Annotated in this window: 24 protein-coding genes; 17 read left to right on the top strand and 7 right to left on the bottom strand. The window is 64.3% G+C overall.

Going from position 1 to position 26171, the window contains the following annotated elements; all coding sequences use genetic code 11:
• Positions 1 to 3: 3 nt before the first annotated feature.
• Entirely contained in the window at positions 4 to 636 is a 633-nt protein-coding gene (locus ACDELDRAFT_RS02030) for a DUF6806 family protein (RefSeq protein WP_005793082.1), read from the top strand.
• Between the two features lie 87 nt (positions 637 to 723).
• Positions 724 to 1248, top strand: a complete 525-nt coding sequence (locus tag ACDELDRAFT_RS02025; protein ID WP_005793081.1) for a M48 metallopeptidase family protein — start codon at positions 724 to 726, stop codon at positions 1246 to 1248.
• Between the two features lie 50 nt (positions 1249 to 1298).
• Here the strand turns inward: ACDELDRAFT_RS02025 and murI are convergent, their stop codons facing one another.
• Positions 1299 to 2153 (bottom strand): glutamate racemase, encoded by an 855-nt coding sequence (murI, locus tag ACDELDRAFT_RS02020; RefSeq protein ID WP_005793080.1) that lies wholly within the window; start codon positions 2151 to 2153, stop codon positions 1299 to 1301.
• A 154-nt stretch (positions 2154 to 2307) separates the two neighbouring features.
• On the opposite strand from murI, the gene ACDELDRAFT_RS02015 reads away from it, so the two are divergent.
• The gene (locus ACDELDRAFT_RS02015) at positions 2308 to 3336 is read left to right on the top strand and encodes a cache domain-containing protein (protein ID WP_005793079.1); all 1029 of its coding nucleotides are present in this window, start codon (positions 2308 to 2310) and stop codon (positions 3334 to 3336) included.
• Positions 3333 to 4382, top strand: a complete 1050-nt coding sequence (locus tag ACDELDRAFT_RS02010; protein ID WP_005793078.1) for a hypothetical protein — start codon at positions 3333 to 3335, stop codon at positions 4380 to 4382. Before ACDELDRAFT_RS02015 ends, ACDELDRAFT_RS02010 begins: the two co-directional genes overlap by 4 nt.
• A 120-nt stretch (positions 4383 to 4502) precedes the next feature.
• Here ACDELDRAFT_RS02010 and ACDELDRAFT_RS02005 read toward each other — a convergent pair whose 3' ends face one another.
• A complete protein-coding gene (locus ACDELDRAFT_RS02005; RefSeq protein WP_005793077.1) occupies positions 4503 to 6071 on the bottom strand; it encodes a fumarate hydratase in 1569 nt (522 codons plus the stop codon).
• 350 nt (positions 6072 to 6421) lie between these two features.
• On the opposite strand from ACDELDRAFT_RS02005, the gene fumC reads away from it, so the two are divergent.
• Positions 6422 to 7828 carry a class II fumarate hydratase gene (fumC, locus tag ACDELDRAFT_RS02000; RefSeq protein ID WP_005793076.1) on the top strand — a complete coding sequence of 469 codons (1407 nt, stop codon included), beginning with the start codon at positions 6422 to 6424 and terminating at the stop codon, positions 7826 to 7828.
• 245 nt (positions 7829 to 8073) lie between these two features.
• Here the strand turns inward: fumC and ACDELDRAFT_RS01995 are convergent, their stop codons facing one another.
• A complete protein-coding gene (locus ACDELDRAFT_RS01995) occupies positions 8074 to 8673 on the bottom strand; it encodes a TIGR00645 family protein (RefSeq protein ID WP_005793075.1) in 600 nt (199 codons plus the stop codon).
• Between the two features lie 130 nt (positions 8674 to 8803).
• Between ACDELDRAFT_RS01995 and acs the strand changes: the two genes are divergently transcribed.
• Positions 8804 to 10798: an acetate--CoA ligase gene (gene acs, locus ACDELDRAFT_RS01990; protein WP_005793074.1), complete on the top strand. Its 1995-nt coding sequence runs from the start codon at positions 8804 to 8806 to the stop codon at positions 10796 to 10798.
• A gap of 430 nt (positions 10799 to 11228) precedes the next feature.
• On the top strand, positions 11229 to 11690 hold the full coding sequence (locus tag ACDELDRAFT_RS01985; RefSeq protein ID WP_005793072.1) for a hypothetical protein: 462 nt from the start codon (positions 11229 to 11231) through the stop codon (positions 11688 to 11690).
• 162 nt (positions 11691 to 11852) lie between these two features.
• On the opposite strand, the gene ACDELDRAFT_RS01980 is transcribed toward ACDELDRAFT_RS01985, so the two are convergent.
• On the bottom strand, positions 11853 to 12158 hold the full coding sequence (locus ACDELDRAFT_RS01980) for a c-type cytochrome (RefSeq protein ID WP_005793071.1): 306 nt from the start codon (positions 12156 to 12158) through the stop codon (positions 11853 to 11855).
• Between the two features lie 117 nt (positions 12159 to 12275).
• Between ACDELDRAFT_RS01980 and ACDELDRAFT_RS01975 the strand changes: the two genes are divergently transcribed.
• The 3 genes from ACDELDRAFT_RS01975 (at position 12276) to lgt (ending at position 15797) form a co-directional block, all read left to right on the top strand.
• A complete protein-coding gene (locus tag ACDELDRAFT_RS01975; RefSeq protein WP_005793070.1) occupies positions 12276 to 12518 on the top strand; it encodes a TIGR04438 family Trp-rich protein in 243 nt (80 codons plus the stop codon).
• Between the two features lie 272 nt (positions 12519 to 12790).
• Positions 12791 to 14650, top strand: a complete 1860-nt coding sequence (ilvD, locus tag ACDELDRAFT_RS01970) for a dihydroxy-acid dehydratase (protein WP_005793069.1) — start codon at positions 12791 to 12793, stop codon at positions 14648 to 14650.
• Between the two features lie 319 nt (positions 14651 to 14969).
• Positions 14970 to 15797 carry a prolipoprotein diacylglyceryl transferase gene (gene lgt, locus ACDELDRAFT_RS01965; protein ID WP_040327778.1) on the top strand — a complete coding sequence of 276 codons (828 nt, stop codon included), beginning with the start codon at positions 14970 to 14972 and terminating at the stop codon, positions 15795 to 15797.
• A 52-nt stretch (positions 15798 to 15849) separates the two neighbouring features.
• Here the strand turns inward: lgt and ACDELDRAFT_RS01960 are convergent, their stop codons facing one another.
• Entirely contained in the window at positions 15850 to 16668 is an 819-nt protein-coding gene (locus tag ACDELDRAFT_RS01960) for a hypothetical protein (protein ID WP_005793067.1), read from the bottom strand.
• 307 nt (positions 16669 to 16975) lie between these two features.
• On the opposite strand from ACDELDRAFT_RS01960, the gene ACDELDRAFT_RS01955 reads away from it, so the two are divergent.
• Genes ACDELDRAFT_RS01955 through ACDELDRAFT_RS01945 form a run of 3 tightly spaced genes read left to right on the top strand, consistent with a single transcriptional unit; the run spans position 16976 to position 20124 of the window.
• Positions 16976 to 17644 (top strand): GntR family transcriptional regulator, encoded by a 669-nt coding sequence (locus ACDELDRAFT_RS01955; RefSeq protein WP_005793066.1) that lies wholly within the window; start codon positions 16976 to 16978, stop codon positions 17642 to 17644.
• Positions 17641 to 19074, top strand: a complete 1434-nt coding sequence (locus ACDELDRAFT_RS01950; protein ID WP_005793065.1) for a malonyl-CoA decarboxylase — start codon at positions 17641 to 17643, stop codon at positions 19072 to 19074. Before ACDELDRAFT_RS01955 ends, ACDELDRAFT_RS01950 begins: the two co-directional genes overlap by 4 nt.
• A 60-nt stretch (positions 19075 to 19134) precedes the next feature.
• On the top strand, positions 19135 to 20124 hold the full coding sequence (locus ACDELDRAFT_RS01945; protein ID WP_005793064.1) for a Bug family tripartite tricarboxylate transporter substrate binding protein: 990 nt from the start codon (positions 19135 to 19137) through the stop codon (positions 20122 to 20124).
• On the opposite strand, the gene ACDELDRAFT_RS01940 is transcribed toward ACDELDRAFT_RS01945, so the two are convergent.
• Entirely contained in the window at positions 20121 to 20873 is a 753-nt protein-coding gene (locus ACDELDRAFT_RS01940; RefSeq protein ID WP_005793063.1) for a GntR family transcriptional regulator, read from the bottom strand. The two genes, ACDELDRAFT_RS01945 and ACDELDRAFT_RS01940, sit on opposite strands and share 4 nt — an antisense overlap.
• A 40-nt stretch (positions 20874 to 20913) precedes the next feature.
• Between ACDELDRAFT_RS01940 and ACDELDRAFT_RS01935 the strand changes: the two genes are divergently transcribed.
• The 4 genes from ACDELDRAFT_RS01935 to ACDELDRAFT_RS01920 all read left to right on the top strand — a co-directional run bounded on the left by ACDELDRAFT_RS01935 (position 20914) and on the right by ACDELDRAFT_RS01920 (position 25542).
• Entirely contained in the window at positions 20914 to 21663 is a 750-nt protein-coding gene (locus ACDELDRAFT_RS01935; RefSeq protein WP_005793062.1) for an enoyl-CoA hydratase/isomerase family protein, read from the top strand.
• A 78-nt stretch (positions 21664 to 21741) separates the two neighbouring features.
• Entirely contained in the window at positions 21742 to 22716 is a 975-nt protein-coding gene (locus tag ACDELDRAFT_RS01930) for a Bug family tripartite tricarboxylate transporter substrate binding protein (protein ID WP_005793061.1), read from the top strand.
• Positions 22713 to 23900, top strand: a complete 1188-nt coding sequence (locus ACDELDRAFT_RS01925; RefSeq protein ID WP_005793060.1) for a CaiB/BaiF CoA transferase family protein — start codon at positions 22713 to 22715, stop codon at positions 23898 to 23900. Before ACDELDRAFT_RS01930 ends, ACDELDRAFT_RS01925 begins: the two co-directional genes overlap by 4 nt.
• Positions 23901 to 23988: 88 nt before the next feature.
• Complete coding sequence (locus ACDELDRAFT_RS01920) at positions 23989 to 25542, top strand: malonate--CoA ligase (protein ID WP_040327766.1); 1554 nt, start codon at positions 23989 to 23991, stop codon at positions 25540 to 25542.
• A 106-nt stretch (positions 25543 to 25648) separates the two neighbouring features.
• Here ACDELDRAFT_RS01920 and ACDELDRAFT_RS01915 read toward each other — a convergent pair whose 3' ends face one another.
• Entirely contained in the window at positions 25649 to 26092 is a 444-nt protein-coding gene (locus tag ACDELDRAFT_RS01915; protein ID WP_005793058.1) for a universal stress protein, read from the bottom strand.
• Between the last annotated feature and the right edge of the window lie 79 nt (positions 26093 to 26171).

The raw sequence follows: 26171 nt of genomic DNA, 5'->3' as shown, positions 1-26171 counted from the left end.
ATCATGTCAAGTTACAACGCTCCCTTTGAAATCCATGTGCATGGGCAGGTCCAGCTGCGTGCAGACGCCAGTTTCGACCAGCTTCAGGACGCGCTCAAACCCCTCTGGAAGTACGCGGGAGCCCGCTCTCTTGCCGATGGCGCTGCCAGTGCCTACGAAGAAGAGCCCGGCATCAAGTTCGATCCACAGGAGCATTTGCTGCAGATGTGCTGGACGGTGCGTGGTGACGAGGATTTCCGCCAGTCGCTCGACGAGATGTGCATGAGTCTCAACGAATTGGCCGAGCAGGGCGCGGCCATCGAGGTGACGTTTTATGACACCGATTTCGACGAGGACGAGGAAGACGACGGCACCGAGTCGCGCGACGATTTCGTGATGCTGTTCGTGGGCCCCACGCCTGCTGCCATCATGCAGGTGCAGCGCGATTTGCTGGTGCAGGACGTTGTGAACATGATGGAGCGCCATTTCGACGGAGCCGAACTGGGCGGGGTGGTGGCTGAGATCGACAAGCTGTTCACGCAGCGTTTCGATGCTTTGGTCAACTCGCTGGAGATCGGCAAACCCCCTCGGGGGCCGGGCGGGCCGGCGGGCTCGGGCGGCCACGGTGGTGGCCGCCGGCCGCGCCATCTGCACTGAGCTTTGCGCGTCCATCGGCGGCGTCTCTGCCGGCATGCTCTTTCAGTCCGGGGGTGGTCGTTCCACTTTCGCGCGGGGTAACAGACCGTGGATTTGCCGTATCTGGCTTCTTATCCCGAAACGCTGCGGGAACAGGCTCGCCATCTGCTGGGTGAGGGACGGCTGGGCACCGCGTTGCTGCGCCGGTATCCCGAGCCGCATGCGGTGCGCAGTGACAAGGCGCTGTACGACTATGCGGCGCAGATCAAGGCCCGCCACCTGCGCAATGCGGGCACTGTGAACAAGGTTGTTTTCGACAACAAGATTCATGTGGTGCGCCATGCGCTGGGCTTGCATACCTCGGTGTCGCGTGTTCAGGGCAATCGCCTTGCTGCCAAGCACGAGATCCGCGTGGCCGCGATGTTCCGCCAGGCACCCGACGAATTTCTGCGCATGATCGTCGTGCACGAGCTGGCCCATTTGCGCGAGAAAGACCACGACAAGGCCTTCTACAAGCTGTGTGAGCACATGGAGCCGCACTACCACCAGTTCGAGTTTGATGTGCGCCTGTATCTCACGCACCTTGACCACGGTGGTGGGCGCTTATGGGGAATGGATTGGCTATCTATTTGATAGCTATAGGCGGCTGATTGATAAGCGCTACAGCCCGATTCTCTATCCAGTTACGGGATGGTGACCGTGTTGCAGCACTCAGGCGGCAGCTGAAGCCAGCGTGCCGCCGCCGTTTGCAGCAGTTCGAGAGTGCCGGTGGTGAGCAGGACGGGAGCGGGGTGGGGCGCGTTCGGATCGTCAGAGGCCAGCAGCGATTCCTGTTCAAGCAGCCGCCGCGTTTGCCGCGCCACGGGTTCTCCGGTTTCGATCATCTGCACCTGCGGGCCGACCAGCGAGCGCAGGGCTTCCTCCACGAACACATAGTGGGTACAGCCCAGCACGAGTGTGTCGATGCTGCCGGGGGCTGAGCCGAATGGCTTCATGGAGGCCAGGTATTTTTCGCACAGTGCAAAGGTTTCGGTACCGGGTGCGTTCGGGCCTGACGGCCAACCCACGCTGCGCTCGATGGCATGGGCCAGGCCGTCGCAGGGCTGCACCACGAATTCGGCCTGGCCTGCCAGGCTGGCCTGCAACCGCCCGAACTTGGCGCTGGTCAGCGTGCCGCGGGTGCCCAGCACACCGATGCGACCGGTGTGCGTCAGCCCCACGGCCGGCTTGAGGGCCGGCTCCACGCCCACCAGGGGAAGTTCCGGGTGGGCGGAGCGGACCTCATGGATGGCGGCGGCCGTGGCGGTGTTGCATGCCACCACCAGCGCCTTGATGTCGTACTGCGATTGAAGGTAGTCGGTGATGGCGTGCGTGCGCCGTGCCACAAAGGCATCGCCACGTTCGCCATAGGGCGCGTTTCCACTGTCGGCGAGGTACACGAAGCGTTCATGGGGCAGCGCGGCAATCAGCGCGCGAAGCACGCTCAGGCCGCCCACGCCGCTGTCAAACACACCGATAGAAGACGAGGCCTGCGGCATAGCGGAGAAAAGACGTTGATGGAGCCCTGCATTGTAGAAAGGACAGGGCCAGCGTGCGGCGCTGCTGCGTCATGGCACTGTCATCGCCCACTCGTAGCATGGGCGGCCGAGGCGCTCCAAGGAGCGCCCTTTGCTTTGGCGCTCTTCACTCCTCATGTCTTCTTCCTTTCGATGGTGGCCCCTGGGCCCTGGGTTGGTCCGTGCCTGCTGCGGTGGCGGTTGGGGTGCGGCGCTCGCGGCGGCAGTGATCCTCGTGCTGGCGCAAGGCCTGATGCTGGCGGTGCTCTTTGGGGCGCAAGACCACCAGTTGGCGCAGCAACGGTCGGAGCAGATGCGCAACGTCGGCCTGTCGCTGGGTGCGGCGCTGGACAATGCAGGCCGCTTTGCTTTGGCGCAGGCCGAGGTGCAAGTCCGGCGCGACGACGTGCTCGATGCCATGGCCCGTGAAGACCGTGCCGCGCTGGCTCACCTCACGCAGGCCTCCTACGACTACCTGAAGGGGCAGGCGGGAGTGAACATCTTCGGCTTCCACAGCAAGGACATCCGATACCTGCTGCGCATGCACAGCCCGCGGAACTTCAATGACGACATCTCGGGCTTTCGGCAGATGGTGGTGGCGGCCAACCGTTCGCGGCATTACCAGGTGGGACTGGAGATGGGGCGCGCGGGCATTGGGGTGCGGGGCGTGTCGGTGCTGGCGCGCGGTGAGCAGTTCCTGGGAACGTTCGAAGTGGGCATGGATGTGCAGCCATTGATCGAATCGGTCAAGGCCGTGACGAATGCCGAGATCGCCGTGCTGGTCAGCCCCCAGATGAGCGGGGTTCCCGTGGGGCAGGAGCTGGAAGGGCGCCGTTTCGGCGACGTGGTGATGATGGCGACCACCGATGAACGGCGCTTTGCCACGCTGCTGCGCGAGCAGGGCCTGGACATGGCGGGGGAAACCCGTTTCGGCGAATACCGGGCAGACCAGCGGCATTACACCGTGATGACGCAGCCGCTGGTGGATTTCAGCGGCCGCATGATCGGCAGCATCGCGATCCTCAAGGACTTTGCCGAACTGAAGTCGGGTATCAAGCAGACCCGCACCGAGTTGTGGGTGGTGGCGCTGTGCACCGGCATGATGGCTTTTGCCCTGCTGCGTGTGGTTTTGCTGGGGGCCGCCCCCTCCAGGGATACCGCATGAGCCGCCGCTGGCTTTGGCTGTTGCTGTGGTGCCTGGCGGGCGCGGCGTGGGCCGGGCGGGGTACCGATCTGCCCGAGGGCGTGGAGCTGCCCATGCGGGTGCGGCTGGCGGTCAGGGTGCTCAACATCACGGCCATGCGCGAGGTCTCGGGCCAGGTGCGCCTGCACCTCGAGACCACGCAGCGCTGGCATGATCCGCGGCTGGTCTTCGATGCCGTGCGCGCCGGAAGCCAGCGCATCGATCGCGTGGGCGACGAGGCGCAGGCCTACATCCGGCAGATCTGGACGCCGGGGTTGCTGGCCGACAACCGCATTGGCGAGATGCAGTCACACAGCCTGGCCGTGTCGGTGCACGCCAATGGCGAGGTGCAGCTGGTCGAGCGATACGAGAGCGATTTCCGGGTGGCGATGAACCTTGCGGCATTTCCTTTCGACCGGCAACAACCCACGCTGTCGTTTTCGCTGCCGCGTTATCCCAAGCAGGAGGCGATCCTCGTAGCCAACGAGCGCGAACGGCGCTACTCGGGCATTGCCGCCATCCTGTCGGTGGCCGATTGGAGGGGCATGGGCATGGATTTCTTTGGCGACGAGACCACTGGCTGGAATGCCCAGCACTACTCGCGGCTCAACACCACGCTGCACCTGGAGCGCCTGTCCGAGCGCTACATCCTGCGGATCTTCATCCCTATCATCACGGTGCTGGCCGTGTCCATCTACATTTTGTGGGCACCGGCACTGCAGGCCAAGGACAAAGGCTCGATCGTGTTCTCGTCGCTGCTGGCGCTGGCGGCCATCAGCTTTACCTTCGAGGCGAGCTTTCCGGGCAGTATTTCGCTCAACACGCCAGTGGCGCAGATGATCTCGCTGGGATACGTGTACCTGGTGCTGGTACTGCTGGTGGACAGCGTGCTGGCGCCAGCCTGTGAAAATCTGGATGCGCCGCGCCATGCGCTGCACATCCGTATCCGGCAGCAGGTGCGCTGGCTGCTGCCGGCCGTGATGTTCGTGGTGTGTGCCGGGGCTGCCTTGCGGGCGATTCCTGTGTGAGGCGCTGGATGGCACCGAAAGCGCTGGCCTGTTGGCTGGCAGCAGTGTGCCTCTGGCAGCGATCCACAAAAAAGCCGCCTGGCGGCGGCTTTTTGCTTGCGGCGAATGCTGGTGCTGCCCTCAGGCGGCAGCGACTCCGATGCCCTTGAACTCGCCTGTGGCGATGCGCTTTTGCCATTCGGCAGGGCCGGTGATGTGGGCGCTGGTGCCGCCCGAATCCACGGCCACCGTGACGGGCATGTCCACCACGTCGAATTCATAGATGGCTTCCATGCCCAGGTCCTCGAAGCCCACCACCTTGGCGGTCTTGATGGCCTTGCTCACCAGGTAGGCGGCACCGCCCACGGCCATGAGATAGGCTGACTTGTGGTTCTTGATGGACTCGATGGCCACGGGCCCGCGCTCGGCCTTGCCGATCATGGCGATCAGACCGGTCTTCTCCAGCATCATGTCGGTGAACTTGTCCATGCGCGTGGCGGTGGTGGGGCCGGCCGGGCCCACGGCCTCGTCCTTCACCGGGTCCACGGGGCCCACGTAGTAGATCACGCGGTTGGTGAAGTCCACGGGCAGCTTTTCGCCCTTGGCCAGCATGTCCTGGATGCGCTTGTGCGCGGCATCGCGGCCCGTGAGCATCTTGCCGTTGAGCAGCAGGGTGTCGCCGGGCTTCCAGCTCGCCACTTCTTCCTTGGTGAGCGTGTCGAGGTTGACCTTCTTGCTCTTGTTGTAATCGGGCGCCCAGTTCACGTTGGGCCACAGGTCGAGGCTGGGGGGCGTGAGGTACACGGGGCCCGAGCCGTCCATCACGAAGTGCGCGTGGCGCGTGGCGGCGCAGTTGGGAATCATCGCAATCGGCTTGCTGGCTGCGTGCGTGGGGTACATCTTGATCTTGACGTCGAGCACGGTGGTCAGGCCACCCAGGCCTTGGGCGCCAATGCCCAGCGCGTTCACTTTTTCGAACAGTTCCAGGCGCAGCGCTTCGACCTTGTCGAGGGCGGGGCCGCCGTTCTTGGCCGCTTCGGCCTTGGCCTGCAGTTCGTACATGTCCAGGTCGTCCATCAGGCTTTCCTTGGCCATGAGCACGGCCTTTTCTGCCGTGCCGCCGATGCCGATGCCCAGCATGCCGGGCGGGCACCAGCCGGCGCCCATGGTGGGCACGGTCTTGAGCACCCAGTCCACCACGCTGTCGCTGGGGTTGAGCATGTACATCTTGGACTTGTTTTCGGAGCCGCCGCCCTTGGCGGCCACAGTGATGTCCACGGTGTTGCCGGGCACGATCTCGGTGAAGATCACCGCAGGCGTGTTGTCCTTGGTGTTCTTGCGGTCGAACTGCGGGTCGGCCACCACGCTGGCGCGCAGGGTGTTGTCGGGGTGGTTGTAGCCACGGCGCACGCCTTCGTTGATGGCGTCGTCCAAGCTGCCCGTGAAGCCTTCCCAGCGCACGTCCATGCCCACCTTCAGAAACACGTTGACGATGCCGGTGTCCTGGCAGATGGGGCGCTGGCCGGTAGCGCTCATCTTGCTGTTGGTGAGGATCTGCGCAATCGCATCCTTGGCCGCCGGGCTCTGCTCACGCTCATAGGCGCGGGCCAGGTGGGCAATGTAGTCGGTGGGGTGGTAGTAGCTGATGTACTGCAGCGCGGCGGCGATGGACTCGATCAGGTCGGCTTGGCGAATGGAAGTCGTGGTCATGGCAGATGGGGTCAGTGGGAGGAAAGCACAAAGGCGACGCTGAACAAACCCTCGCGTGCGGTGATGCCGTGTGTCCAGGCCGGTAAGGGCTGCGGAGCGCAAATGTCAGCGATGCCCCGCAGGCACCGTGATCTGCACCACCGCAGCTTCCCATGGCAGGAGTGCTCGGAGCGCGCGGGCTTGTTCAGCGTTGCCCTGACCGGGGATTATCCCTCTGCGGGCTTGCGTGGTGCTGTCAGGGGCTTGCCAGGCGGGCGGGCTGCCGTTTGCGGTCGTCGCTTGTGCTGTGGGCTTTTCCATGGGTATGCTGCGGCAGGCATCGCATCCTTCACCGTCTAAGGCAGGTTCCCATGACATCACCGCAAAGTGTTGAGGCGTTTCGTATCGAGCAGGACACCTTTGGCACCATCGAGGTGCCGGCGCGCCGCCTCTGGGGTGCGCAGACGCAGCGGTCGCTACAGCATTTCGACATCTCGGGCGAGCGCATGGCGCCCGAGCTGATTCGGGCCCTGGCCCAGGTCAAGCGTGCCAGCGCCTACGTGAACAACGCGCTGGGGCTGCTGGACTCCGCCAAGACCACCGCCATCGTGGCGGCTGCCGATGAGGTGATCGAAGGGGGCCATCCGCAGGAATTTCCGCTGGTGGTGTGGCAGACCGGCTCGGGTACGCAGACCAACATGAACATGAACGAGGTGCTGGCCAATCGCGCCAGCGAACTGCTGGGCGGCCCCCGTGGCGCGGGGCGGCTGGTGCACCCCAACGACGAGGTCAACAAGAGCCAGTCGAGCAACGATGTCTTCCCCACGGCCATGCACGTGGCCGCCGTGGATGCGCTAATGCACCGGTTGCTGCCGGCCCTGCAACGGCTGCGTGCCACGCTGGCGGCCAAGGCCACGGCCTTTGACGGCATCGTGAAGATTGGCCGCACCCATCTGCAGGATGCCACGCCGCTCACGCTGGGGCAGGAGATCTCGGGCTGGGTGGCGCAGTTGCAGCACGGCGAGCAGCACGTGCGCGCCGCGTTGCCGCATCTGTGCGAGCTGGCCCTGGGCGGCACCGCCGTTGGCACAGGGCTCAACGCGCCCGCCGGCTACGCGGCGGCCGTGGCCCGCGAACTGGCCGACCTGACGGGCCTGCCACTGGTCACCGCCCCCAACAAGTTCGAGGCGCTGGCGAGTTGCGATGCACTGGTCCATGCCCATGGGGCGCTCAAGACGCTGGCAGCCAGCCTGCTGAAAATTGCCAACGACGTGCGCTGGCTGGCCAGCGGGCCGCGCAGTGGGCTGGGCGAGATCCGTATCCCCGAGAACGAACCCGGCTCGTCCATCATGCCGGGCAAGGTCAACCCCACGCAGTGCGAAGCCATAACCATGCTGTGCGCCCAGGTGATGGGCAACGACGTCGCCATCAACATCGGCGGCGCCTCGGGCAATTTCGAGCTGAACGTGTTCCGGCCTCTGGTGATCCACAACTTCTTGCAGAGCGTGCGCCTGCTGGCCGATGGCATGGCCAGCTTCGACCACCATTGCGCAGCCGGTATCGAGCCCGACCGTGCGCGCATGGCTGAGCTGGTCGATCGGTCGCTGATGCTGGTGACGGCGCTGAACACGCACATCGGCTACGACAAGGCCGCCCAGATCGCCAAGAAAGCGCACGCCGAAGGCAGCAGTCTACGCGATGCGGCCATTGCCTCGGGCCACGTCACGGCGGCGCAGTTCGATGCATGGGTGGTGCCACGCGACATGGTGGGTCGGTAGCGCCATCGCCTGGCAGCCGCATGGGGCCTTGTGGGCCGGTGTTGGGTGGGGTCTGCGCGTCCACGGTTGAACGGCCGCGGGAGGAAAGGGGCGCCCCTGAAGGTTGCGACCTGCGCCGGCGACGACGCTTTCGCCCGCTTACCGGAGCCTGTGAGAGCCAGGGCGGTTTGTGGTTTATTGCTATTTTGTTGATAGCTACAGGCGCTGGTCTGAAAAGCGCTGCAGGCGGTTTTTGTTAAAAATGGTCAATGCGCGTCGTGACCGCCGTTGAGCAGCTTGTCGGTATAGGCAATGGCCAGTGCGCTGGCCAGAAACACTACGTGGATGATGGTTTGCCACATCAGCACCTTCACGTCGTAGTTGGCGGCGTTGATGAAGGTCTTGAGCAGGTGGATGGAACTGATGCCGATGATCGAAAGGCCCAGTTTCACCTTCAGCACGGAGGCATTCACATGTCCCAGCCATTCGGGCTGGTCGGGGTGGTCGTCCAGGCCCAGGCGGCTCACGAAGGTTTCATAGCCGCCCACGATCACCATGATGAGCAGATTGGAAATCATCACCACGTCGATCAGCGCCAGCACCACGAGCATGATCACCGTTTCATTCAGGGAGGTGATCTGCACCTCGGGCTTGTACCCAATGCTCGTCACCAGGGCCTGCAATGCCGTCTGGCTGCCAAAGACGGCCTCGACCAGGTGCGAGAGCTCCAGCAGGAAATGCCAGACATACACGGCCTGCGCGGCGATCAGCCCGAGGTACAACGGCAACTGCAGCCAGCGGCTGGCAAAGATCAGCGCGGGCAGGGGCCGCAGGGGGGACGGAGCTTTGGGTGGTGGAGTGGTCATGAAGGCCTGTGCAAGGATGGAACGACGCCGGATTTTAGGGGGCAGACTGTAAGCTTCGTGCCAGTCAGTGGCTTGTAAGTGCGGCGGCAGACAGTACCGCCCAATTCCAACAGACCCAGGAGACAACACCATGAGTGCGTCCAATTCCGCGATCGAGTCCGTGCTGGTTGAAAACCGCGTGTTTCCTCCGTCGGATGCCGTTGCCAAGGCTGCCCGCATTTCGGGCATGGCGGGTTACGAGGCGCTGTGTGCCGAGGCCGAAAAGGATTTCGAGGGCTTCTGGGCCCGTCTCGCGCGTGAGAACCTGCAGTGGACCAAACCGTTCACCCGCACCCTGGACGAATCAAATGCGCCGTTCTTCCAGTGGTTTGCCGATGGCGAACTCAATGCTTCGGCCAATTGCCTCGATCGCCACATCGGCACGCCCGCCGAGAACAAGACGGCCATCATCTTCGAGGCCGATGACGGCACGGTGACTCGCATCACCTACAAGGAGTTGCTGGCCCGTGTGAGCCAGTTCGCCAATGCCCTCAAGGCCCATGGGGTAGAGAAGGGCGACCGGGTGCTGATCTACATGCCCATGACCATCGAAGGGGTCATTGCCATGCAGGCCTGCGCGCGCATTGGCGCCACACACAGCGTCGTGTTCGGTGGTTTCAGTGCCAAGGCGGTGCACGAGCGGGTCATCGATGCGGGCGCCGTGGCGATCGTCACCGCCAACTACCAGATGCGTGGCGGCAAGGAACTGCCGCTCAAGGCCATCATCGACGAGGCCCTGGCCACGGGCGGCTGCGACACCCTGCGCCACGTGTTCGTTTATGAGCGCACGGCCACCCCTTGCAACATGGTGGCGGGGCGCGACAAGACCTTCACCCAGGCCCTGGCCGGGCAGAGCACCGAGTGCGCCCCGGTGCCCGTGGGTGCCGAGCACCCGCTGTTCATCCTGTACACGAGCGGCTCCACCGGCAAGCCCAAGGGCGTGCAGCACAGCACGGGCGGCTACCTGCTGTGGGCCAAGCTCACCATGGACTGGACGTTCGACCTGCGCCCCGACGACATCTTCTGGTGCACGGCCGATATCGGGTGGATCACCGGCCACACCTACGTCACCTATGGCCCCTTGGCCGCCGGTGCCACGCAGATCATCTTTGAAGGCATTCCCACGTTCCCGAACGCAGGGCGCTTCTGGCAGATGATCGAGCGCCACAAGTGCTCCATTTTCTACACCGCACCCACGGCCATCCGCTCGCTCATCAAGGCCGCCGAGGGCGATGCGAGCGTGCACCCGGCGCGCTCCGACCTGTCGAGCCTGCGCATCCTGGGCAGCGTCGGCGAACCGATCAATCCCGAAGCCTGGATGTGGTACTACAAAAACGTGGGGGGTGAGCGCTGCCCTATCGTGGATACCTTCTGGCAGACCGAAACCGGCGGTCACGTCATCACCCCGCTGCCGGGTGCCACGCCGTTGGTTCCCGGTAGCTGCACGCTGCCGCTGCCCGGCATCACCGCGGCCATCGTGGACGAAATGGGCAACGACATCCCCAACGGCACTGGGGGCATCCTGGTCATCAAGCGCCCCTGGCCCAGCATGATCCGCACTATCTGGAACGATCCGCAGCGTTTCAAGAAGAGCTACTTCCCCGAAGAGCTCAAGGGCTACTACCTGGCCGGCGATGGTGCGGTGCGCAGTGCAGACCGCGGCTACTTCCGCATCACGGGCCGCATCGACGATGTGCTCAACGTCTCGGGCCACCGCATGGGCACGATGGAAATCGAATCCGCCTTGGTCGCCAAGACCGACCTGGTGGCCGAGGCCGCCGTGGTGGGCCGGCCCGACGACGTGACGGGTGAGGCCATCTGCGCGTTCGTGGTGCTCAAGCGTTCGCGCCCGACGGGCGAGGAAGCCAAGCAGATCGCCAACGAACTGCGCAACTGGGTGGCCAAGGAAATCGGCCCCATTGCCAAGCCCAAGGACATTCGCTTTGGTGACAACCTGCCCAAGACGCGCAGCGGAAAGATCATGCGCCGCCTGCTGCGCTCGATTGCCAAGGGCGAGCAGATCACACAGGACACCAGCACGCTGGAAAACCCGGCCATCCTCGACCAGCTCTCCCAGGCCAACTGACGGAGCCACCCACCGACAAGCCCGCGCATTTCTGCGCGGGCTTTTTTTTGCTGGGTGGTCTTGCGGCATCCGTGCTGCCGTGCGCCGCGCGGGGCGTTCCCGCCGTTAGAACGGGGACAAGCGCTGCCACGGTATCAGGACTGCGTGGCAAAAGCGGGGCGATCATGGAACTGGGCGGCGCATGGGGTTGATGTGAGCGTGCGCCTGCGCCTCACTGAGGCCGCCGCACACAGCCAGGATCACGGGGCGGGCGAGGGCGCGCACGGTCATTCGGCCAAGGCCCAGCTTTCTCGCTGGGGTGGCGTGTGCCCGGTCTGCTTCTCGTGGTGGCGCTGTTTCTTGAAACAGGGCATCGAAATCGATGCGGTATAACAATCAGTCATGCTGCGGCATAAGCCGGGGCAAAGCTTGCTTACAGGAGTGTTCCCCCATGCGATCCACCATCCTGCTTCTCATTGCCCTGGCCATTGGCGGGTTGGCGGCCCTGAATTGGGAGACGCTGGCGGCGTCGTCGCAGGTTTCCGTGGGGCTTATGACGTTCGATGCACCGCTTGGGCTGCTGATGCTCGGCCTCACCACGCTCTTGGCCGTGTTTTTTGTGGCGTATGTGCTTTCCCTGCAAGGTTCGGTGTTGATGGAGGCGCGCCGGCACACCAAGGAAATGCAGGTCCAGCGAGAACTCGCCGACAAGGCCGAGGCATCGCGTTTCACCGAATTGCGAAGCTATCTCGAGGTGCAGCATGTGCAGGCACAGGTGGCCCTGATGGCCCGTATCGACAGCCTAGAGGCCAGCCTGGCTGCAAGGGCAGAGCAATCGGACAATTCCACGGCCGCCTACGTGGGCCAATTGGAGCACCAATTGCGCGGGCGCTCTGACAGGAGCGTTCTGTAAAGCCCATCGCTGGGCAGCGCCGCCTTTGGAGAGCGCCTGCCCTGCCATCTGAGAGGGCAGGCGTCTACGGCCGTTTGATCCCCCAAAAAACAAAAGCCGTGTTTCCTGTAGGAAACACGGCCAGGGCAGCGGAGCGTTGCGCTCCACCGGGAGCAGCGCCAATTACTTCAGCGTCAGAACCCAGGCAGCCAGCTTCTTGGCTTCTGCTTCGGAAACCTGTGCATTGGCGGGCATGGGAACTGGGCCCCACACGCCAGAGCCACCCTTGATGATCTTGGTGGCCAGCTTGTCAACGGCGTCCTTCTGGCCAGCATACTTGGCGGCCACTTCCTTGTAGGCGGGACCAACCAGCTTCTTGTCAACGGCATGGCAGGCCATGCAGTTCTTGGACGTGGCCAAAGCCTGGTCGGCCATGGCGGGAGCCGCGACCGACAGCGTCATGGCAAGAGTGATCAGGGTACGCTTCATAGTGGGATTTCCTGTGGTTGAGTTACAGTGCTTTCAATGAAATTGTAGTGAATTGGGTTGACGTTGGGATGTCTTTTGTCAATTCATTCATCAGATTTGTGTTTTTAGGAGATTCACATGTACATGTTAGGCCTCGGGCTCGTCTTGGCGTTGTTGAAATACCTCGAAATCGGGCCGGTGGCGACGTGGTCGTGGTGGTGGGTCCTGACGCCCTTTGCTCTGACGGCACTGTGGTGGGCGTGGGCGGACTCCACTGGTTACACCAAACGCAAGGCCATGGAAAAAATGGACCAGCGCAAGAAAGACCGCATCAACAAGCACAAGGAAGCCTTGGGCATTCAGCCTCGCAAGCCTCGCTGAGGCGCGCCATCTGCAGAGTTCCCCCTGTCTTTAGGATACAAAGCGCCCACCGGGCGACGGGCACCCAACCAAGTCTGGCATCGTTTGCGCCGTTTTTTGCCCTGCGGGGTGTTGCCAGAATGGCGTGGGTGCAAGTGGCAACGGCGCATGCCTACCGCCAAAAGGGCTGTTCCCCTGGTGTGCGGCCTCCCGGCAAACCGGTCGCCGATAATTGACACGGCTTTTCACCTTCGATCTTTCGCGTAACCGTAACCCTCAACAGAACACCCACGATGCCAGCCTACCGTTCCAAGACATCCACCGCCGGCCGCAACATGGCGGGTGCGCGCGCTCTCTGGCGTGCCACCGGCATGAAGGACGATGATTTCCAGAAGCCCATCATCGCGGTGGTCAACTCGTTCACCCAGTTCGTGCCCGGTCACGTGCATTTGAAGGACATGGGCCAGCTGGTGGCGCGCGAGATCGAGGCGGCAGGCGGGGTGGCCAAGGAGTTCAACACCATCGCCGTGGACGACGGCATCGCCATGGGCCACGACGGCATGCTGTATTCGCTGCCCAGCCGCGACATCATTGCCGACTCGGTCGAGTACATGGTCAACGCCCACTGCGCCGATGCCATGGTGTGCATCTCGAATTGCGACAAGATCACCCCCGGCATGCTGATGGCCGCCATGCGCGTCAACATCCCCGTGGTGTTCGTGTCGGGCGGGCCGATGGAAGCTGGCAAGGTCAAGCTGGCCGCGCCCGGCACCCACGCATTGACGTTCAAGAAGCTCGACCTGATCGACGCCATGGTCATGGCCGCCGACGCTGCGGCGTCGGACGCCGACGTGGCCGAGGTGGAGCGCAGCGCCTGCCCCACCTGCGGGTCCTGCTCGGGCATGTTCACCGCCAACTCCATGAACTGCCTGACCGAGGCCCTGGGCCTCTCGCTGCCCGGCAACGGCACCACGCTGGCCACGCACTCGGACCGCGAACAGCTCTTCAAGCGCGCCGGCCGCCTGGTGGTGGACCTGTGCAAGCGCTACTACGAGCAGGATGACGCCCGCGTGCTGCCGCGCTCCGTGGGCTTCAAAGCCTTCGAGAATGCCATGGCGCTGGACATCGCCATGGGCGGTTCGACCAACACCATCCTGCACATCCTGGCCATCGCCCAGGAGGCCGAGATCGACTTCACCATGGCCGACATCGACCGCCTCTCGCGCGTTGTTCCGCAACTGTGCAAGGTGGCTCCCAATACCGACAAGTACCACATCGAGGACGTGCACCGCGCCGGCGGCATCATGGCCATCCTGGGCGAACTCGACCGGGCCGGCAAGCTGCACACCGACACGCCCACCGTGTACGCCCCCACGCTCAAGGACGCGCTGGACGAGTGGGACATTGCCCGCAATCCGTCGGAAGCCGTCAAGAACTTCTACCTGGCAGGCCCCGCCGGCATTCCCACCCAGACGGCGTTCAGCCAGAGCACCCGCTGGCCCAGCCTGGACCTGGACCGTGCCCAGGGCTGCATCCGTTCCGTCGACCATGCCTTCTCGCGGGAGGGCGGCCTGGCCGTGCTGGTGGGCAACATCGCGCTGAACGGCTGCGTGGTCAAGACGGCGGGCGTGGACGACGCGCTGTTGGTTTTTGAAGGCCCCGCCCATGTCACCGAGTCGCAGGACGAGGCCGTGGCCAACATCCTGGAAGACAAGGTCAAGGCCGGCGACGTGGTGATCGTGCGCTACGAAGGCCCCAAGGGCGGCCCCGGCATGCAGGAAATGCTCTACCCGACCTCGTACATCAAGTCCAAGGGCTTGGGCAAGGCCTGTGCGTTGTTGACGGACGGTCGTTTCTCCGGCGGTACCTCCGGCCTGTCGATCGGCCACTGCTCGCCCGAAGCCGCGGCGGGTGGCGCCATCGGCTTGGTGCGCAATGGCGACCGCATCCGCATTGACATTCCGAACCGCCGCATTGACGTGCTGCTGTCCGACGAAGAACTGGCCAAGCGCCGTGCCGAACAGGACGCCAAGGGCTGGAAGCCGGCGCAGCCGCGCAAGCGCAAGGTGTCGGCCGCGCTCAAGGCTTATGCCAAGCTGGTGATGTCGGCCGACAAGGGCGCGGTGCGCGACCTGTCGCTGCTGGACGACTAAGGCACACCCGTTGCATTGCTCGGCCCTCCTGGCTATGGGGGAATGGAGCAAAAAGGCTGTGCCGGGAAATTCACGCACTTGGCGTTAACCACCGGCGGTCTCCGGCGTATCCAAGTGGTTCGTCAGGAAGGCAGATCGCCGGTTGCAGTGATGAGCGTGGCCACGGCGGTCATCTGCCTGTGCGTGCCGGTGCAAGGGGCTGGGCGCGCCACGGTGCGCGCTTGACTGTGGGCCCGGGTTCCCTTGATCGGCTGCGCTCTTTGACCCTTGGCGGGCCTTTGCCGTGGAAGCGTCAAGACCTTGCGGCACAATGCCCGCCATGCTGATATACCCCCACATCAATCCCGTTGCGTTGCAGATCGGCCCGGTGGCCATCCACTGGTACGGCCTGACCTACCTTGCGGCTTTTGGCCTGTTCATGCTGCTGGGTATCCGCCGCCTGCGCCATGAGCCCTTTGCCTCGATCCAGGGCCCGGGCGCGTGGACGCGCAAGGATGTCGAGGACATTCTTTTTCTGGGTGTGGCCGGCGTGGTGGCCGGCGGGCGCTTGGGATATTGCCTGTTCTACAAGCCGGGCTACTACCTCACCCATCCGCTGGAGATTTTTGCCGTCTGGCAAGGCGGCATGAGCTTCCACGGTGGGCTGCTTGGCGTGATAGTTGCCATGCTCTGGTTTGCCCATTCGCGTCGGCGGCCTTGGCTGCAGGTGGCCGATTTCGTGGCACCGTGCGTGCCCACGGGGCTGGCGGCGGGGCGCGTGGGCAACTTCATCAACGGGGAGTTGTGGGGCCGTTTTGCCAGCCCTGATCTGCCGTGGGGCATGGTCTTTGCGCACAGCGGCTCGATGCAGCCGCGCCATCCCTCGCAGATTTACCAGTTCCTGATGGAGGGGCTGCTGCTGTTTGTGCTGCTGTGGCTGTATGCGCGGCGCGAGCGGCGCCAGGGCGAGGTGGCCGCGGCGTTTCTGGTCGGCTACGGCGCCTTCCGCTTCATCGCCGAGTATTTCCGCGAGCCCGATGCCTTCCTGGGGCTCCTGTCGCTGGGCATGAGCATGGGCCAATGGCTGTGCCTGCCCATGATCGTCGCGGGCGTCGGGCTCTGGCTGTGGGCGCAACGCCAGCCGGCAGTACGATCAAAAAATGCATGAAATCTGCCTGTGGCGCTTGATGGCTGAGCGCTAACAGCTATTGAAATAATAGCTATTGCGTTGCGCCAAGGGCTGCCAGTTGCTGGCGCAATGCCGTGTTTTCAGCCGTCAGTTCGGCGATGCGTTGCTGCAGGGCGGCCACGGTGTCTGTGGTGGCATCCCCATGGTCCCGGGCCTGGGCCGGTTCATCGCGCGGTTTCCGTTTGGCGTCGCGCACGCGCTTGGCGGCCTGCTTGAGTTCATCCTTGCCTCCGACGGCTGCTGCCACCTGTTCTTCGGCCGGCAAGGTGGCCACTGCCGCCGCCGCGTTGATCGAGATCGTGCCGGACTTGACCGCTGCCACCACTTCGGGGGCTGCCTGTTTCTGGATCTTCTCGATCATCACCATCTGGCTGCTGCTCAACCGCGCCGCTCGGGCGATGGCTTCGCGGGTGCCCAGGGGCTCGGCGGACGGTTCCGGGGCTCCAGGCGCAGGCTCCGCAGAAATCTCGCCGGCATGCTCGACAGACGCGGGCGCTGGCATGTCCGCCAGTGCCGTGGCTCGCCGCTCGGCCACGATTTCGCGCTTGCGCAGGGCGAGCACGCCCCGCTGAAAGTCCGACACGCTGCGCCGGCCGAGGTGCTGGTCGATCATCCACAGATGCACGTCCTGCATCGACTGAAAGCGGGTGTTCTGCACGGTCTGGAACGGCAGGCCATGCTTTTGGCAAATGCCGTAGCGGTTATGGCCGTCCACCAGCACGTCGCCCCACAGCACCAGCGCATCGCGGCACCCCTCGGACAGCAGGCTGCGCTCCAGCGATTCATATTCTTCTGGAGTCAGCGGATCGATATAGGCTTTGAGGTCTTCGTTGATGACGATGTTGTTCATGGGCGGCGTGGTGCAAGCAGGGCAGGGGCGGCATTGTAGGTGCCTGGCGCCGGGAGGGACCTCTGCGGGTGGCTTTGGGAGCAACGCGGCGCGCACCCAGCTTCAGGGCTGCGGGAGGGATGCTGTGCTGGTAAGTGCGGATGGATCGGCTTCGTGCCCCATCTCATAATTATGAGAAATTACGGAAAATCAGGTTCTTTGGAGTTATGTTGGTGTTTGTTGCATACCGATACAACTATCGGTGCGCAACCTCCCCACTTGTTCTCGCTTGTGCCGGTCACCCGCACGCAAAAAACTGCCGCTCACCATGCGCACTCTTGTCAATTCCCTGCACGACGAAGTCGCCCTGGGGCTGCGTGAGCAAATCTTTTCGGGGGCTTTGCCGCCCGGCAGCTTTCTCGACGAGGCGGCCCTGTGTGAACGGTTGTCCATTTCACGCACACCGCTGCGCGAGGCGCTCAAGGTGTTGGTGGCCGAAGGGCTGCTGCGCCATGAGCCGCGCCGCGGCTGTTTCGTGGCCGAGGTGACCGAGCGTGATCTGGACGAGATTTTCCCGGTGATCGCGCTGCTGGAGGGCTGTGCAGCCCGGGGGGCCACGTGCCGTGCGGGCGATGCCGACGTGGCGGCGCTGGAAGTGCTTCACCTGCGCCTGCAGCAATGTGCGGCCGAGGGGCGCATCACCGACTACTACACGGTCAACCACGCAATCCACGAGGCCTTCATCACCCTGGCCGACAACCGCTGGCTGGCCCAGGCCATTGGCGACCTGCGCAAGATCCTGCGGCTGGCCCGCCTGCAGCAACTGCACGCGCCGGGGCGGCTGCAGCAAAGCCTGGCCGAGCACCTTGCAGTGTTCGACGCCCTGAAGCGCGGTGACGGTGCGGGGGCGGAATCGGCCATGCGCACCCACCTGCTGCACCAGCGCGAGGCGCTGCGCGAGGTTGCCCGCAACCACCAATCGAGGCTGAACCCATGACCAACACCACTGAATGGATATCCCGCAGCGTTTCGCGTCTGCGTTCCGCGGCGCCCGCCGCCGAAAAGGCTTCGAAGGCACCAGCGCCGCGCTCCACGCACGAGCGCCTGCAGGCTACGCTGCGGCGCGGAAACGAGGCGCTGTCGCCGCGAGCGCTGCGCCGCCTGCTGGCGGACCTGCAGGAAGTCGTGGCGCCGCAGGTCAGCGAGATCGAGGGCGGGCGGCGTGCACAGGCCGTGGCCGCCTGGTACGCAGGGGCTGAGCCCGAAGAGCGCCGCGACATGTGGCTGCTGCTGTGCGAACAGTTCGCCCCCGACGCCACGCGCTTTCAGTCGGCCCGCCAGCGCTATGAGGCTGCTGCCGGCACGGCGGATGAAGGACAGGCCGAAATCAGCCTGCGCCGCGCGCTCGTGTCGCCGCGCACGCGGCTGATGCAGCGGTTTGCGGTGTTCCCCGAGGGCATGCGCTTTCTGGTCGACTTGCGCGCCGAATTGCTGCCCCAGCTCAAATCCGACAAGCGCCTGGTGGCCCTGGATGCCGACCTTGAGCATCTGTTTTCCACCTGGTTCGACGTGGCGTTCCTGGAGTTGCGGCGCCTGTCATGGGACTCGCCGGCGTCGCTGATCGAAAAGTTGATCAAGTACGAGGCCGTGCACGACATCCGAAGCTGGGCAGACCTCAAGAACCGCCTTGACAGCGACCGCCGCTGCTACGGTTTCTTTCACCCGCGCCTGCCCAATGAACCGCTCATCTTCGTGGAAGTGGCGCTGGTGGACCACATTTCCTCCAGCATCACGCCCCTGCTGGACGAGGCGGCCGCCCCTGCCGATCTGAAGAAGGCCACCACGGCCATTTTCTATTCGATCAGCAACACGCAGCCAGGGCTGCGCGGCGTGAGCTTTGGCGACTCGCTCATCAAGCACGTGGTGGAGACGCTCACGGCCGAATTTCCACGCCTGCGCACCTTTGCAACGCTATCGCCCATCCCCGGCTTCCGTGCCTGGCTGGGCAAGAACGCGGGGGCCATGCTCGAGCGTCTGGACGACAAGCGGCGGGCGGAGCTGGGGCGTGCCCTTGGCGCCGAGCCGCCGCAGGCCGCGCAGCTGCTCGCTGCCGCCGACAAGGCGCTGGAGCTGGACGCGCGCTCGCCCGTGCGCCAGGCCCTGCTCGAATGCGCCGCCTGCTACCTGGGCCGTGAGCTGCAGGACGGCAAACCGGTGGATGCCGTAGCGCGCTTTCACTTGGGCAACGGGGCGCGTGTGGAGCGGCTCAACTGGGCCGGGGACCCGTCTGCCAAGGGAATGAAACAATCGTATGGCCTGATGGTGAACTATCTGTACGACCTCAAGCGCATCGACAAACATCGCAGCCTGTTGGCGCAAGGCAAGATTCCGGTCTCGAACGACATCGACAGTCTGTGCCGTGTCTGAGGGGGCGGCCGGGGATTCGCCTTCCCATTTCCAATTTCTACAACGACGACAGGAGACAAGATGAAAGAACACAGCATGCAACGCCGCACCGTGCTGGTGGGTGCCGCAGCAGGACTCGCGCTGGCGTCCGGCGGCAGCTGGGCGCAGGGCGCATGGCCTTCCAAGCCCGTGACGCTGGTGGTGCCCTTTCCGGCCGGCGGGGGCACGGACGCCTTCGCGCGGCCACTGTCGGCGCAGTTCTCGAAGATCACCGGCAAGATGCTGGTGATCGACAACCGTGGCGGGGCCGGTGGCACCGTGGGCGCCAGCTATGCCGCCAAGGGGACGCCCGACGGCTACACGCTGTTCATGGGGGCCGTGCACCACGCCATTGCCCCGTCGATGTACCCCCGGCTGGACTATGACCTCGAGAAGGACTTCATTCCGCTGGCGCTACTGGCCAACGTGCCGCAGGTACTGGTGGTGAACCCCAAGGCCGTTCCCGTCAGCAACTTCAAGCAGTTTCTGGAACACGTCAAGCGCAATCCCGCCAAGCTCAACTACGGTTCGGCCGGGGCTGGTACCTCGCACCATCTCGCTGGCGAACTGTTCAAGCAGCAGACGGGGACGTTCATCACGCACATTCCCTACCGGGGCGCGGGCCCCGCTTTGCAGGACCTGATCGCGGGCAATGTGGACATGATGTTTGATGGTCTGGGCTCGTCGGCCACCCACATCAAAAGCGGCCGCATCAAGGCGTTGATGGTGTCGGGCGGCAAGCGCAATCCCGCCTTTCCCGACGTGCCGTGCGCCGCAGAGGTGGGCCTGCCCGACTACACCGTCACCACGTGGTACGGCCTGTGGGCGCCCAAGGGGACGCCTGCGGACGTGCAGGCACGCATCGTCGAGGACATCCGGCGCATTGGCGCGGCCGATGAAATCAAGACCATCTGGGCCAGCAATGGCGCCGACTATGGCGGCATGACCCAGCAGCAATTCGCGGCCATGGTCAGCAGCGAAGTCAAACGCTGGGCGCAGGTGGTCAAAGCCTCGGGCGCCAAGCTCGATTAGCCCAGGCTGCCCTGCTTCGTGCCGCCCTGTGGGCGGCGGGTGCGCGGGCGCGGATGCTCGGGTGCCAGGGATGGCGCGCCCAGCACCATGTCGGCGAAAGCGCGGCCTCCCATCGAAATGTGGGTGCGCATGGCCTCTGCGGCGGCTTCGCCATGGCCTGCGCGGATGGCGCCGACCACGGCCTCGTGCTCGGCCTGCGAGCGCGCCAACCGGCCTGGTTTTTCGAACATACGGCCACGGTAGGGCGTGATGCGCAGGCGCACCAGCCGGGTCTGCTCGACGATGAAGGCGTTGCCACTGGCTTCGTAGATGATTTCGTGCAGTTCGGCGTTGGCCTGCGCATAGCCTTCGGCATCGTCGGCCAGCGCCCGCTCGGCCGTGCAGTGCAGCGCGGCGTCAAGCCTTGCGGCCAGCGGCGCGCTGATACGGATGGCCGCTAACCTTGCCAGCACACCCTCCAGTTCCGCCAGCCCTTCCATCATGGCCACCAGTTCGCGTGCCTCGAGCTGACGCACATAGATGCCCGAGCGGGGGCGAATGTCCACCAATCCTTTGGCCGCCAGCAGCAGCAAGGCTTCGCGCACCGGCGTGCGCGAGGCGCCAAAGCGCGCGCACAGCGCAGGCTCATTGATTGCCATGCCGGGCAGCAGCTGCCCCGAACGCAGATCTTCCTCCAGCGTCAGGCGAATACGGTCCTGGAGGCTGGATGAAGCGGGGGTTTTCACGGATTGATATGGTTCATGCTGCATTTTCTAATTTCAGATATATCTAAAGTCAAAGCTGATACACATGATTCCCCATCTCGAACTCCAAAACCACGTGGCCACCATCACCCTCCGGCGCCCGGAAGTGGCCAACAAGCTCTCGCCGGAAGACCTGCCTGCATTGATTGCCCACATCAAAACCATCAATGAACGCGACGACATCAGAGTGGCCGTGTTGCGCAGCGAGGGCAAATATTTTTGCAGTGGCTATGATATATCAGAAGTAAAGAACAGCCAGAACCAAGGCAGCAGCTTTGGTGAAATGGTGGACGTCGTCGAGCAGTGCCGTGCCGTGACCATCGCTGCGGTACAGGGCGGTGTCTACGGTGGCGCGACGGACCTGGCGCTCGCTTGCGATTTTCGCGTGGGCAGCAGCGCCGCGGAAATGTTCATGCCCGCAGCCCGCCTGGGCCTGCATTTCTACCAGGGTGGCCTTGAGCGCTATGTGACGCGCCTCGGGCTGGACACCGCCAAACGCCTTTTCCTTACCTGTGAGCGGCTGGATGCGCGCGAAATGAAGGCCTGCGGGTTTTTCACCCATCTGGTCGAGCCTGATGCCTTGCAGGCCGTGGTGGACGGGTTGACGGAAACACTGGGCGCCATGGCACCGCTGCCCCTGTTCGGCATGAAGAAACACCTGAACCTGATTGCCCGCGGTCTTCACAACCCCGAAGCCATTGCGCAAGAGGTTTTGCGCACCGTGCATTCTGAAGACCTGCAGGAAGGCGGCGCGGCCTGGCGCGAGAAGCGCAAGCCGGTGTTCAAGGGACGATGACGCGCGGGCCCGCCACGCCCATTGCCTCCATCCGCGCCCAACCGATGCCTATACCCATACCAAAAGGAGACAAAACCCATGTTCAAATTCAAACGCATCGTTGTTCCGCTGGTGCTTGGCGCCTTCTGTGCAGGGGCGCAGGCGCAGGCTTACCCCGTGCGCCCCATCACGCTCGTCGTGGGCTTCCCGCCGGGTGGCGGGGCTGATGCGGTGGCGCGCATTGTGTCCGACAAGATGGGCAAGATCCTGGGCCAGTCGGTCATCGTGGACAACAGGCCCGGCGCGGGTACGACCCTCGCGTCAGACCAGGTGGCGCGCGCGCCAGCCGACGGCTACACGCTGCTGCTGGGCAGCGCGAACATCTACGGCTCTGACCAGTTGCTTTACAAGAGTGCGCGTTACGACGGCGCCAAGAACTTCACGGCGATTTCGCGCTGGAGCGCTGCCCCCATGCTGCTTGCCGTGAAGAAGGATTTCCCGGCCCAGTCCGTGAAGGAGCTGGTGGCGCTGGCGCGCAGCCAGCCCGAGAAACTGAGCTATTCGTCCTCGGGCGCCGGGGTGGTCACCCACCTGGCTGCGTTGTCGTTCACCCAGGCCAGCGGGGGGCTCAAGATGCTGCACGTGCCGTTCAAGGGGGGTGCGCCGTCGATCCAGGCAGTGGCGGCAGGCGATGTGGACATGACTTTCGGCACACCGCCCTCGGTGCTGCCGCTGGCGCAGGGTGGCAAGCTGCGCGTGCTGGCGGTGACGACAGCAGAGCGTTCGCCCTTGTTTCCCGACGTGCCGGGGATGCGGGAGTCTGGGGTCGATGGCTACGACTTCACTTTCTGGTTCGGCCTGTTCGGTCCGGCGGGCCTGCCTGCCGACGTGGTGAAAAAGCTGTTCCAGGCAAGCGCGGAAGCGCTGGGCGACCCCGATGTGAAGGCGCGGCTTGAAAAGCAGGGCAACGTGGCTGCGCCCTCGGCGTCGCTGGAGGCGTTCCGCGCCTGGGCTGCCAACGAGGGCAAGGAGTCCCGCGAGCTGACGCTGCGTTCCGGGGCGGGCCTGCAATGAATGCCACGACACAAGCCACACCGGCCGATCTGCCGCTGCATGGAATCACGGTCGTTGACCTGACGCGGGTGCTGGCCGGCCCCGCCTGTACGCAGATTCTGGGCGACCTGGGGGCGCGGGTGATCAAGGTCGAGCAGCCCGGCACGGGCGATGATGCGCGCGCCATCGGCCCGTTTGTCGAGGGTACATCTGCCTATTTTCTTTCGGTCAACCGCAACAAGGAATCCATCGCGCTGGACCTCAAGCAGCCTGCGGACCGCGAGGTCTTTGAGCGCCTGCTGGAACGCGCGGATGTACTGGTGGAAAACTACCGGCCCGGCACGATGGAAAAGCTGGGTTACGGCTGGGCGCAGTTGCACGCCCGCTATCCCCTGCTGGTGATGACATCCGTGTCGGGGTTTGGACAGACGGGGCCCTACCGGGGTTTCCCGGCGTACGACATGGTGGTGCAGGCGATGAGCGGCATGATGAGTGTCACCGGCCACCCCGGCACAGGCCCCTGCCGCGTCGGCGTTTCGATTGGAGACCTCGGGGCCGGGCTGTATGCCGTGATTGGCACGCAGTCAGCGCTGATGCGCCGTGCCCGCACCGGGCAAGGCGAGCGCGTGGATGTCTCCATGCTTGACTGCCAGGTGGCGTTGCTCGAAAACGCCATCGCGCGCTACGGCGCCACCGGCAGCGTTCCGGGGCCGATTGGTTCACGCCACCCCTCCATGACGCCCTTCGACGTGTTCGCCGCGCAGGACGGCTGGTTCGTGATCGCAGTGGGCAGCGATGCGCTTTTCAAGCGCTTGTGCGATCTGCTGGAACTGCCCGCCCTGGCCGGCGATGCGCGTTTCGAAAGCAATGCCCAGCGTTGCACGCATGAGGCGCTTCTCAAGGAATTGCTCGAAGAGCGGCTGCGCACCCGTCCGCGGGCACACTGGCTCCAACTGCTGGCCGACAACGGAATCCCCACCGGCGAATACAGTTCGGTGGCCGAGATCGTTGATCACCCGCAGGTGCAGGCGCGGGGCATGTTCACACAGGTGCAGACCGGCGGTGGCCAGCCCTTGCGCGTGGCCGGCAACCCCCTCGCCGTGGGACAAGCGCAACCGCTGGTGCGGCGCCAGCCGCCAGCGCTGGATGCCGACCGTGAGCGCATCCTGCAGGAGCTTGCAATGCCGCAAGCGCCCCTGGCCTGACCTCTCTCTCCCACAGGCCGCAGAGCCGGGCGCGGATATGGTTATAAATGCGTCCGCAGCCTTTCCTCTCATTCCAGATTTTTTCACCATGTCCCAACGCAATCTTTTCGAGGCGCTGCGCGCCGCCTTTCCGGCTGACCTGGACCAGATCGCCGTCGAAACCATCTCGCCGCAGGGCGAACCGCTGCTCTACACCTGGCACGACCTTGACCATGCCAGCGCGCGCATTGCCAATCTGCTGGCATCGCTGAAGCTGCCCGAAGGCAGCCGCGTGGCGGTGCAGGTCGAGAAATCGGTCGAGGCCATGCTGCTGTACCTTGCCACGTTGCGTGCGGGCTATGTGTTCCTGCCGCTCAACACGGCCTACCAGAGCGGCGAGATCGAATATTTCGTGGGCAACGCCGAGCCTGCCGTCGTGGTGTGCACGCCCGGCAACTTCGGCTGGGTGTCCAAGATCGCGTTCAAGGCCGGCACGCAGCATGTCTTCACGCTGGGCGACGACCGCACCGGCAGCTTGCTGCAGCGCGCGGCCCGCCATGCAGACACGCACAAGCCCGTGGCCCGTCAGGCCGACGACCTGGCCGCCATTCTGTACACCAGCGGCACCACGGGGCGCAGCAAGGGCGCCATGCTCTCGCATGGCAATCTGCTGAGCAACGCCGAGATGCTCAAGGACTACTGGGGTTTCCAGCCTGGCGACGTGCTCATCCATGCGCTGCCCATCTTCCACGTGCATGGCCTGTTTGTCGCCATTCATGCCGCGCTGCTCAACGGCAGCAAGATGATCTGGTTCGCCAAGTTCGATCCCAGGGCCGTGATTGCCGCCATGCCGCGCGCCACCGTGTTCATGGGCGTTCCCACGCTGTATGTGCGCATGCTGGCCGAGCCCGGGCTCAGCAAGGCCGCGGCGCGGAACATGCGCCTGTTCATCGCGGGCTCGGCGCCGCTGCTGATCGAGACCTTCAATGCCTGGCGCGAGCGCACGGGCCACACCATCCTCGAGCGCTATGGCATGAGCGAAACCATCATGCTCACGTCCAACCCCTACCGCGCCGATCCGCGCCACGGGGGGCAGAGCGAGCGGCGTGGCAGCACGGTGGGCTTTCCCTTGCCCGGTGTGGGCCTGCGCGTGGTGGATGACGCTGGCAAGCCGGTGCCGGTGGGGGAAATCGGCAACATCCAGGTGCAGGGGCCCAACGTGTTCAAGGGCTACTGGCGCATGCCCGAGAAAACCAAGGAAGAGTTCAGCGCCGATGGCTGGTTCAAGACCGGCGATGTGGGCAAGGTTGACGACCGGGGCTACGTGAGCATCGTGGGCCGCAGCAAGGACCTCATCATCAGCGGCGGCTACAACGTCTATCCCGCGGAAATCGAGGGCTACATCAACGACATGCCGGGCGTGGTTGAAAGCGCGGTGGTGGGTGTGCCGCACCCCGATTTCGGCGAGGTGGGTGTGGCCGTCGTCATCGCCAAGCCGGGCGCGCAGCTCGACGGAGACGCCATCCTGGCGCAACTCAAGGCCCAGCTGGCCAACTTCAAGATACCCAAACGCTGCTTCGTTGCGGCCGAACTGCCGCGCAATACCATGGGCAAGGTGCAAAAGAACCTGCTGCGCGATCAGCACAAGGGGCTGTTTGCCTGACCTGTGGGCACGCTGTCCACGAAAAACGGGGCCTTGGGCCCCGTTTTGCTTCTGTTTTTATAGCTGTAGGCGATTGATTATCAAGCGCTACAAGCTATTTTGACGTTTAACGCAGCACCAGCACCGGAATGTGCGAGTGGGTGAGCACATGCTGGGTTTCGCTGCCCAGCAGCAGGCGCTTGATGCCCTTGCGGCCGTGCGACGCCATCACGATCAGGTCGCACTTGTGCTTTTTGGCGGCAGAGATCACGGCTTCGGCCACCAGATCGGACTTGGCCACCACGGCCTTGACGGTCACGCCTTCTGCAGAACCCTGGGCCTTCACCTTGTTCACGAGCTCCTGGGCAGCGTCGCTCCATTGCTGCTCGATGCGCTTCACATCCACCATGTCAACCGGCATGCCGCCCTCGAAATAGCTACGGGGGTAACGCGGCACCACTTTCAGTGCGACGACGGTGGCGCCCGACAGGGCTGCCAGCGACAGGCCGGTTTGCACGGCCTTGGCCGAAAGGGCGGAACCGTCAGTGGCAACGAGAATGCGTTTGTACATGCTTGACTCCTTGAGATAGGGATGTTGGGAGCTTAGAGAAGGCCATGATTTGTGGCTTGATCCAGGTCAATGTGCGTGT

Source organism: Acidovorax delafieldii 2AN, from assembly GCF_000175235.1.
In the GTDB taxonomy this organism is placed as follows: domain Bacteria; phylum Pseudomonadota; class Gammaproteobacteria; order Burkholderiales; family Burkholderiaceae_C; genus Acidovorax; species Acidovorax delafieldii_B.
This window is presented reverse-complemented; position numbering and strand designations above follow the sequence as displayed.

Bases quoted from the DNA above. Each gene is read 5' to 3' on its own strand.
- ACDELDRAFT_RS02030 (WP_005793082.1), top strand. From the start codon at position 4: ATGTCAAGTTACAACGCTCCCTTTGAAATCCATGTGCATGGGCAGGTC.
- murI (WP_005793080.1), bottom strand. From the start codon at position 2,153: ATGCCGCAGGCCTCGTCTTCTATCGGTGTGTTTGACAGCGGCGTGGGC.
- ACDELDRAFT_RS02015 (WP_005793079.1), top strand. From the start codon at position 2,308: ATGTCTTCTTCCTTTCGATGGTGGCCCCTGGGCCCTGGGTTGGTCCGT.
- ACDELDRAFT_RS02010 (WP_005793078.1), top strand. From the start codon at position 3,333: ATGAGCCGCCGCTGGCTTTGGCTGTTGCTGTGGTGCCTGGCGGGCGCG.
- ACDELDRAFT_RS02005 (WP_005793077.1), bottom strand. From the start codon at position 6,071: ATGACCACGACTTCCATTCGCCAAGCCGACCTGATCGAGTCCATCGCC.
- fumC (WP_005793076.1), top strand. From the start codon at position 6,422: ATGACATCACCGCAAAGTGTTGAGGCGTTTCGTATCGAGCAGGACACC.
- ACDELDRAFT_RS01995 (WP_005793075.1), bottom strand. From the start codon at position 8,673: ATGACCACTCCACCACCCAAAGCTCCGTCCCCCCTGCGGCCCCTGCCC.
- acs (WP_005793074.1), top strand. From the start codon at position 8,804: ATGAGTGCGTCCAATTCCGCGATCGAGTCCGTGCTGGTTGAAAACCGC.
- ACDELDRAFT_RS01985 (WP_005793072.1), top strand. From the start codon at position 11,229: ATGCGATCCACCATCCTGCTTCTCATTGCCCTGGCCATTGGCGGGTTG.
- ACDELDRAFT_RS01980 (WP_005793071.1), bottom strand. From the start codon at position 12,158: ATGAAGCGTACCCTGATCACTCTTGCCATGACGCTGTCGGTCGCGGCT.
- ACDELDRAFT_RS01975 (WP_005793070.1), top strand. From the start codon at position 12,276: ATGTACATGTTAGGCCTCGGGCTCGTCTTGGCGTTGTTGAAATACCTC.
- ilvD (WP_005793069.1), top strand. From the start codon at position 12,791: ATGCCAGCCTACCGTTCCAAGACATCCACCGCCGGCCGCAACATGGCG.
- lgt (WP_040327778.1), top strand. From the start codon at position 14,970: ATGCTGATATACCCCCACATCAATCCCGTTGCGTTGCAGATCGGCCCG.
- ACDELDRAFT_RS01960 (WP_005793067.1), bottom strand. From the start codon at position 16,668: ATGAACAACATCGTCATCAACGAAGACCTCAAAGCCTATATCGATCCG.
- ACDELDRAFT_RS01955 (WP_005793066.1), top strand. From the start codon at position 16,976: ATGCGCACTCTTGTCAATTCCCTGCACGACGAAGTCGCCCTGGGGCTG.
- ACDELDRAFT_RS01950 (WP_005793065.1), top strand. From the start codon at position 17,641: ATGACCAACACCACTGAATGGATATCCCGCAGCGTTTCGCGTCTGCGT.
- ACDELDRAFT_RS01945 (WP_005793064.1), top strand. From the start codon at position 19,135: ATGAAAGAACACAGCATGCAACGCCGCACCGTGCTGGTGGGTGCCGCA.
- ACDELDRAFT_RS01940 (WP_005793063.1), bottom strand. From the start codon at position 20,873: ATGCAGCATGAACCATATCAATCCGTGAAAACCCCCGCTTCATCCAGC.
- ACDELDRAFT_RS01935 (WP_005793062.1), top strand. From the start codon at position 20,914: ATGATTCCCCATCTCGAACTCCAAAACCACGTGGCCACCATCACCCTC.
- ACDELDRAFT_RS01930 (WP_005793061.1), top strand. From the start codon at position 21,742: ATGTTCAAATTCAAACGCATCGTTGTTCCGCTGGTGCTTGGCGCCTTC.
- ACDELDRAFT_RS01925 (WP_005793060.1), top strand. From the start codon at position 22,713: ATGAATGCCACGACACAAGCCACACCGGCCGATCTGCCGCTGCATGGA.
- ACDELDRAFT_RS01920 (WP_040327766.1), top strand. From the start codon at position 23,989: ATGTCCCAACGCAATCTTTTCGAGGCGCTGCGCGCCGCCTTTCCGGCT.
- ACDELDRAFT_RS01915 (WP_005793058.1), bottom strand. From the start codon at position 26,092: ATGTACAAACGCATTCTCGTTGCCACTGACGGTTCCGCCCTTTCGGCC.